Consider the following 7024-nt stretch of genomic DNA (forward strand, 5'->3'; position numbering starts at 1 on the left):
GACAGGCCCCGCGGCCACGTACCCTGGACCCGTGAGCCTGAACCTGTACGACACAGCAACGCGCGAGACCGCGCCCTTCCGCCCCGTGCGAGAGGGCGCGGTCTCGCTGTACGCGTGCGGTCCCACCACGCAGGGTGCGCCGCACATCGGGCACCTGCGCACCTTCCTCGCCGTGGACGTGCTGGTCCGCTGGCTCGAGCGCAGCGGCCTCGACGTCACCTATGTGCGCAACGTGACCGACATCGACGACAAGATCCTCGCGAAGTCGACGCAGAACGACGTGCCCTGGTGGGCCTGGTCCTACCGCTTCGAGCGCGAGTTCCACGAGATCCTCGACGACCTGGGCTGCCGCACCCCGGACTACGAGCCGCGCGCGACGGGCCACGTCACCGAGATGATCGCCTTCATGGAGCGGCTGATCGAGCGCGGCCACGCCTACGCCGACGGCCGCGGCAGCGTCTACTTCGACGTGCGCTCGCTGCCCGACTACGGCTCCCTGACCCACCAGGAGCTCGACGACATGCAGGACGCGGGCGAGGCGCCCGAGCCCGGCAAGCGCGATCCGCGGGACTTCGCCCTGTGGAAGGCCGCGAAGCCCGAGGAGCCCGAGACCGCGGCCTGGGACACGCCCTTCGGGCGCGGCCGCCCCGGCTGGCACCTCGAGTGCTCGACGATGGCCCGCCGCTACCTGGGGGAGACCTTCGACATCCACGCGGGAGGCCTGGACCTGCGCTTCCCGCACCACGAGAACGAGCAGGCCCAGTCCCACGGCGCCGGCTACGGCTTCGCGCACACCTGGGTGCACGTGGGAGTGCTCACCGTGGACGGCATGAAGATGGGCAAGAGCCTGGACAACTTCGTCTCCACCGAGGACGCGCTCGCCGCGCATCCCGCCCCCGCCGTGCGCCTCGCGCTGCTGGGCGCGCACTACCGCGCCACCAGCGAGTACAACGCCGCCTCGATGCGCGAGGCCGAGGTGGTCTGGGAGCGCTTCGGTGCGAGCACGCAGCGCGCCCGGGAGCTGCTGGGGGAGGAGACCGTGCTCGCGCAGGACCTGCGCGCCGTCGAACTCCCCGCCGCGTTCGTGGCCGCCTTGGACGACGATCTCGGCGTGCCCGAGGCGATGGCCGTCGTGCACCGCACGCAGGCTGCGCTGAACGCGGCCCTCGCCGAGCGCGGCGCCGCGCCGGAGACGGTCGCCGCGCTGCTCGCGGAGCTCCGCGCGATGCTCGACGTGCTGGGCCTGGACCCCGTGTCCTGGACCGATGCGGCGGGCGAGGGCGGCAGCGAGCACGACGCGCTCGACGCCCTCGTGCGCGGCCAGCTCGCCGCGCGCGCCGAGGCGCGGGCGGCGAAGGACTGGGCGCGGGCCGACGCGATCCGCGACGCGCTCGATCATGCAGGCATCCGGGTGGAGGACGGCGCCGACGGCGCCCGATGGACCCTCGCACCCGCGACCAGGAAGGACTCCTGATGGCAGGGAACAGCTCCCGTCGCGGCGCCACGCGCCGCACGAAGAAGGGCGCGACCGCCGGTTCCGGCGGCGTGCGCCGCCGTGGCCTCGAGGGGAAGGGGCCGACTCCCAAGGCGAGCGACCGCCCCGGCCACAAGGCCTACCAGGGCGGCTCCGGCGGCTCCGGCCAGGGCGGCCACGGCGGCAGGCAGCGCCGGGGCGACGCCCCCGCGCCCGGCGAGAACCAGGTCGCCGGCCGCAACGCCGTGCTCGAGGCCCTCCAGGAGGGCATCCCGGCGACCTCGCTCACGGTGCTCGCGCGCATCGAGGGCGACGAGCGGGTGCGCGAGATCCTGCGCCTGACCACCGCGCGCGGCCTGCCGATCGCCGAGGCCACCCGCACCGACCTCGATCGCATCACGGATCACGCCGTCCACCAGGGCGTCTCGCTGACCATCCCGCCGTACGAGTACGCGGACGTCGACGAGCTGCTGGAGATCGCCCACGACGCCTTCGAGCCGCCGCTGCTCGTCGCGCTGGATGGCATCACGGATCCCCGCAACCTCGGGGCGATCCTCCGCAGCGCGGGCGCCTTCGGCGTCCACGGCGTGATCCTTCCCGAGCGCCGCAGCGTGTCGATGACCGCGAGCGTCTGGAAGGTCGCGGCCGGCGCCGCGGGCCGTGTGCGCGTCGCCCAGGTCACGAACCTCAACCGCACCCTGGCCGACCTCAAGTCCCGCGGCGTGTTCGCCCTCGGGCTCGATGCCGAGGGGGACGTCTCCACGCGGGACCTCGCCAGCCAGGAGCGCTCGCTGGGCACCGAGCCCGTCGTGCTCGTGGTCGGCGCCGAGGGCAAGGGCCTCTCGCGGCTGGCCCGGGAGACCTGCGACCAGGTCGTCTCGATCCCGATGGGGGAGCGCACGGAGTCGCTGAACGCCTCGGTCGCCGCGGCGATCGCGCTCTACGAGATCGCCGGTGTCCGCGAGGGCACGGGCATCGCCTGACGCGGGCGTCAGCCCTCGAAGATCGGGAGGGCTGACGTCTCGGTCGTGACCAGGGACTTCTCGTCGGGCCGATGCGGGAGGATGTTCTCCACGTAGTCCTGGACGGCCTCTCTCATCGGCACGTCCCGGCCCTCCTTCTCGCTGAGGAACCACTTGTGCTCGAGCACTTCGTGGAAGAACTCCGGGGGCTGCAGCTTCGAGCGCATCGTGCGGGGGATCGCCCGCACGATCGGCTCGTAGTGCTCCTGCTGCCACTCGTGGGCCACGAACTCCTCGTCCTCGGCCTGTTGGTCGGTGATCGCCCCGTACTGGTCGAGATCGTTGAGGAGACGGCGCGCCTGGTTCTCCTGGGCGTCGATCCCCGTCAGCCGCATGAGGCGGCGCGCATGGTGGCCCGCGTCCACGACCTTGGGCTGGATCGACACCGTGGTGCCGTCCAGGTCCGTGGTGAGCTCGAGCTCGCCCACGTCGAAGCCGAGCTCGTTGAGGCGCTCGATGCGCGCGGAGACTCGCCAGCGCTCGTCGGCCGAGAAGCTCTCGCGCTCGGTGAGCGCGGACCACAGCTCCTCGTAGCGGGCCACCAGCTGGTCGCCGACCTCCACCGGATCGGACTCCTCGTCGATGAGCTCGCCGGCCTGCAGGTCCATGAGCTCGCCGATGATGTTCGTGCGCGCGATGTCGAGGTCGTAGGCACGCTGGCCGTCGGTGAGGCTCTCGTGGAGGGTGCCGGTCTCGACGTCCACGAGGTAGGCGGCGAAGGCGCCCGCGTCGCGGCGGAACAGCGTGTTGGACAGCGACACGTCGCCCCAGAAGAAGCCCTCCAGGTGCAGGCGCACCAGCAGCACCGCGAGGGCGTCGAGCAGGCGCCGGGCCGTCTCCTCGCTCGAGACCTGCGAGAAGACCGCCCGGTAGGGGAGCGAGAACTGCAGGTGGCGGGTGATGAGGACGGCGTCGAGCGGCTCGCCGCCGGGCGTGGCGCGGCCGCTGACCACGGCGAAGGGCTCGACCGCGGGGATGCCGATCTTGCGCAGGATCCGCAGCATGTCGTACTCGCGCTGGGCGAGCTCCCGGTTGATCTCCTTGAGCGCGAGCACACGGCCCGAGACGCGCACGAAGCGCACCACGTGCCGGGAGATGCCGCGCGGCAGAGTGGCCAGCATCGACTCGGGCCACTCCTCGAGCGGCTCCTCCCACGGCAGGTCCAGCAGTGCCGGGTCGGGGCGCGAGGCCGTGATCTCGAGGGAAGCCATGGGCACCATTCTGCCCTCCCGCGCGTGCACGGTGAAGCGAGATGTGCGCAGGAGGTGTGCAGACGCATGGGGCGTTCGTGCAGTGCACGGGCGGCAGACGGACGAAACGGACGGGCAGGAGGCCCGTGGCCGTCCCGGCCCACGGCCACGGCCGCGCGGACGGCAGCGGGCGCCCGGCCGATGGCCGAGCGCCCGCTGGATGCGGCCCCGCGCAGCGGGGCGGGTCGCGTCAGTCGCCCAGACGGGCGCCCGTCTTGACGTCGAACAGGTGCACGTGGCCCTCCTTGGGCTGGAAGTGCACGGTCTCGCCCTTCATCGGGGGCTTGCGGCCGTCGACGCGGGCGATGATCGGCTTGGCGTTCTCGTCCGAGCCGGCCAGTCGGCCGTAGACGTACGCGTCCGCGCCGAGCTCCTCGACCACGTCGACCTCGACGGCCAGGCCGTTCTCGGCGATCGTGAGGTCCTCGGGGCGCACGCCCACGGTCACCGAGGTCTCGTCGGTGTCCGAGAGGGTCGCGCGGTCGACGGGGACCGTCACGGCGCCGAAGGAGACGCCCTGGTCGGTGAGCTTCTGCTCCACCAGGTTCATCGCGGGGGAGCCGATGAAGCCCGCGACGAAGACGTTGTCGGGGTGGTCGTACATGCGACGCGGCGCGTCGATCTGCTGGAGCACGCCGCCGTTGAGCACCGCGACGCGGTCGCCCATCGTCATGGCCTCGGTCTGGTCGTGGGTCACGTAGACGGTGGTGACGCCCAGGCGGCGCTGCAGCGACGCGATCTGGGTACGGGTGGACACGCGCAGCTTCGCGTCGAGGTTCGACAGCGGCTCGTCCATGAGGAACACCTGGGGCGAGCGCACGATCGCGCGGCCCATGGCCACACGCTGGCGCTGGCCGCCGGAGAGCGCCTTCGGCTTGCGGTCGAGGTACTGCTCGAGGTCGAGGATCTTCGCGGCCTCTTCGACGCGCTTGCGGATCTCCGCCTTCGGGGTGCCGGCGATCTTCAGGGCGAAGCCCATGTTGTCGGCGACCGTCATGTGCGGGTACAGCGCGTAGTTCTGGAACACCATCGCGATGTCGCGATCCTTCGGCGGCACGTCGGTGACGTCGCGGTCGCCGATGAGGATGCGGCCGGCGTCGATCTCCTCGAGACCGGCGAGCATGCGCAGGGAGGTCGACTTCCCACAGCCCGAGGGGCCCACCAGGACGAGGAACTCACCGTCCTCGATGGCGATGTCGAGGCCATCCACCGCAGGGCGCTCCTGGCCCGGGTAGACGCGGCTCGCGTGGTCGAACGTGACTGTAGCCATGGTGATTCCCTCCACCGGCAGGTACGTGCCGGACGATCCGTTGTGAAGTGTTGAGAGCACCGGTGCCGCTGTGCACCGCCCCCGAGGGCTGTGTGCAACGTCGCACCGGCGATCGGAAGTGTATCCCAGATCTCAGGACCGGGAGGACACCGTGCACGCCGTCGCGTCGCGGGACCCCTCCGGCCAGGCCGTGCGGCCCCGATGGCCGCGGCACGACGGCGTCGACGGGGATACTGGGGGCGTGGATCTCACCGAGTACGTACAGCGCCTCCTGGACCGCCGCTCCCGCCCCGAGGAGCCCCTCCGCATCGTGCAGGCGGGCCATCCGGCTCTGCGCGGCCCCGTGCGCGACGCGCGCGACCGCCTCGACCCCGCGCTGCTGCGCGCGCTCGTGGACGCCATGGTGGTGACCATGCGCGAGGCCCCGGGCGTCGGCCTCGCCGCGACGCAGATCGGCGTGCCGCTGCGGCTGTTCGTGGCCGAGGACCGCTACGCCGCGGCCGACCAGGACCCCGAGGACGACCTGCTCGAGCGTCGGCCCTTCCCGCTGCGCGCCGTGCTCGACCCGGACTACGAGATCCTCGGCGAGCAGAGGGTCTACGCCTGGGAGGGCTGCCTCTCCTACGACGGACTGAGCTCGATCGTGCCGCGAGGACGCCGCATCCGCTTCACCGGCGCCCTCCTGCAGCCGGACGGGGCGCTCGTGGACGTGGACGAGGAGCACCAGGGCTGGTCCGCGCGCATCCTCCAGCACGAGACCGACCACCTCGCCGGCACGCTCTGCCACGACCTGGCCGTGCCGCGCTCCATCATCGACACCCGCTACGCGCCGCGCTGGGCCGACGTCACCGAGGCCGTCGACGGCCTCGGCCTCACCGGGCCCATCGAGCGCCTCGCTCCCGGGACCGTGGTGCTCGACTGATCCGTCGATCCGTCGATCCGTCGATCCGTCGATCTGTCGACCCGTCGACCCGTCGACCCCGCCGGCCCGCACCCCGCATCTCCGCGTCGCCGTGTCCATCCGGCGCCCGGGTGATCCCGCTATGGTGTGCCTCGGCGCCGGGGGCTCCCGGCGCGCAGGACAGCAGAAGGGGAGCTGAACGTGGCGAACGCGAACGGTGGGTCCAAGGCATCGAAGAGCGGCAAGGGCGGCGAGGACGCACAGGGCCCTCAGGCGCCCGACGAGCGCGTGCTCGGCATCGTCGACCATGCGCTGCGGATCCAGAGGCCCGTGGCCGACAAGTACGTGGACTCGCTGCGGCGCAAGCACCCCGAGATGTCCGAGGAGGACCTCGTCGGGCATGTCGAGAAGCAGTTCCGCCGACTCCTGACCGTCTCCGGCGCCGGCGTCGGCGGCGCCGCGGCCCTGCCCGGTGTGGGCACGGTGGCGGCGATCGCCCTGACCTCGGGCGAGGGCGCCGCCTTCGCCGAGGCATGCGCCTTCCTCATCCTCTCCGAGGCGCGCGTGCGCGGCGTGGACATGGGTGATCAGGCCAGCCGCAAGACCGTGGTGCTCGGCGTGCTGGGAGGAGAGAAGGGCGAGGAGCTCGTCGCCAAGGCCCTGGGGCGCCAGGGGCTGCAGTGGGGCGCGGTCCTCAACGGTGTGGCCCCCGATTTCGTGATCTCGACCGTCAACAACCAGATCAAGCGCTGGATCCGCCGCAAGATCGCCGCGCGCATGGGCAGCGTCTGGGCCGGTCGCCTGATCCCGTTCGGCATCGGCGCGGTGATCGGCGGCGTCGGCAACCGCCTCGTCGCCGGCGGGGTCATCAAGGCCGCGCGGGAGATCTTCTCCCACGCCGACGAGCTCGGCGCGGGAGCGGACGGGACGTCCGCGCCGAACCCCAAGCGCGTCGACGCCTCGCTCGACGGCGACGCGAAGAGCGCCTGACCCCTCCGTCGGCGGCCCGCGGCCCGAGGGGGTCGACTCACGCGCGTGCGTGCAACGGCGCGCACCGAGAAGGCCATGAGGACATGAGCGCGGCGCACCGGATCCCAGCGGATCCGG

6 protein-coding genes are annotated in these 7024 nt (G+C 72.3%); 4 read left to right on the forward strand and 2 right to left on the reverse strand.

Translation table 11 applies throughout. The annotated features are described in order from the left end of the window. Positions 1 to 31 precede the first annotated feature (31 nt). Positions 32 to 1474, forward strand: coding sequence for a cysteine--tRNA ligase (cysS, locus tag ACFQ53_RS10250; RefSeq protein ID WP_377859055.1), 1443 nt, complete (start codon positions 32 to 34; stop codon positions 1472 to 1474). Beyond that, positions 1474 to 2457 carry a 23S rRNA (guanosine(2251)-2'-O)-methyltransferase RlmB gene (gene rlmB, locus ACFQ53_RS10255; RefSeq protein WP_377859058.1) on the forward strand — a complete coding sequence of 328 codons (984 nt, stop codon included), beginning with the start codon at positions 1474 to 1476 and terminating at the stop codon, positions 2455 to 2457. Before cysS ends, rlmB begins: the two co-directional genes overlap by 1 nt. A gap of 8 nt (positions 2458 to 2465) precedes the next feature. Here the strand turns inward: rlmB and ACFQ53_RS10260 are convergent, their stop codons facing one another. Together ACFQ53_RS10260 and ACFQ53_RS10265 are read right to left on the reverse strand one after the other, a co-directional pair. Then, positions 2466 to 3707, reverse strand: coding sequence for a DUF4032 domain-containing protein (locus ACFQ53_RS10260; protein ID WP_249480498.1), 1242 nt, complete (start codon positions 3705 to 3707; stop codon positions 2466 to 2468). Positions 3708 to 3936: 229 nt separating this feature from the next. Further along, positions 3937 to 5016: an ABC transporter ATP-binding protein gene (locus ACFQ53_RS10265; RefSeq protein WP_377859061.1), complete on the reverse strand. Its 1080-nt coding sequence runs from the start codon at positions 5014 to 5016 to the stop codon at positions 3937 to 3939. 241 nt (positions 5017 to 5257) lie between these two features. Between ACFQ53_RS10265 and ACFQ53_RS10270 the strand changes: the two genes are divergently transcribed. Together ACFQ53_RS10270 and ACFQ53_RS10275 are read left to right on the forward strand one after the other, a co-directional pair. After that, on the forward strand, positions 5258 to 5938 hold the full coding sequence (locus ACFQ53_RS10270; RefSeq protein WP_377859064.1) for a peptide deformylase: 681 nt from the start codon (positions 5258 to 5260) through the stop codon (positions 5936 to 5938). A 180-nt stretch (positions 5939 to 6118) separates the two neighbouring features. After that, positions 6119 to 6907, forward strand: coding sequence for a hypothetical protein (locus ACFQ53_RS10275; RefSeq protein WP_377859067.1), 789 nt, complete (start codon positions 6119 to 6121; stop codon positions 6905 to 6907). Positions 6908 to 7024 lie beyond the last annotated feature (117 nt).

The sequence above is a fragment of the Brachybacterium sp. NPDC056505 genome (assembly GCF_042794925.1).
In the GTDB taxonomy this organism is placed as follows: Bacteria; Actinomycetota; Actinomycetes; order Actinomycetales; family Dermabacteraceae; genus Brachybacterium; species Brachybacterium kimchii.

Coding starts and splice junctions, on each gene's coding strand:
- ACFQ53_RS10260 (WP_249480498.1), bottom strand. CDS start 3,707: ATGGCTTCCCTCGAGATCACGGCCTCGCGCCCCGACCCGGCACTGCTG.
- ACFQ53_RS10265 (WP_377859061.1), bottom strand. CDS start 5,016: ATGGCTACAGTCACGTTCGACCACGCGAGCCGCGTCTACCCGGGCCAG.
- rlmB (WP_377859058.1), top strand. CDS start 1,474: ATGGCAGGGAACAGCTCCCGTCGCGGCGCCACGCGCCGCACGAAGAAG.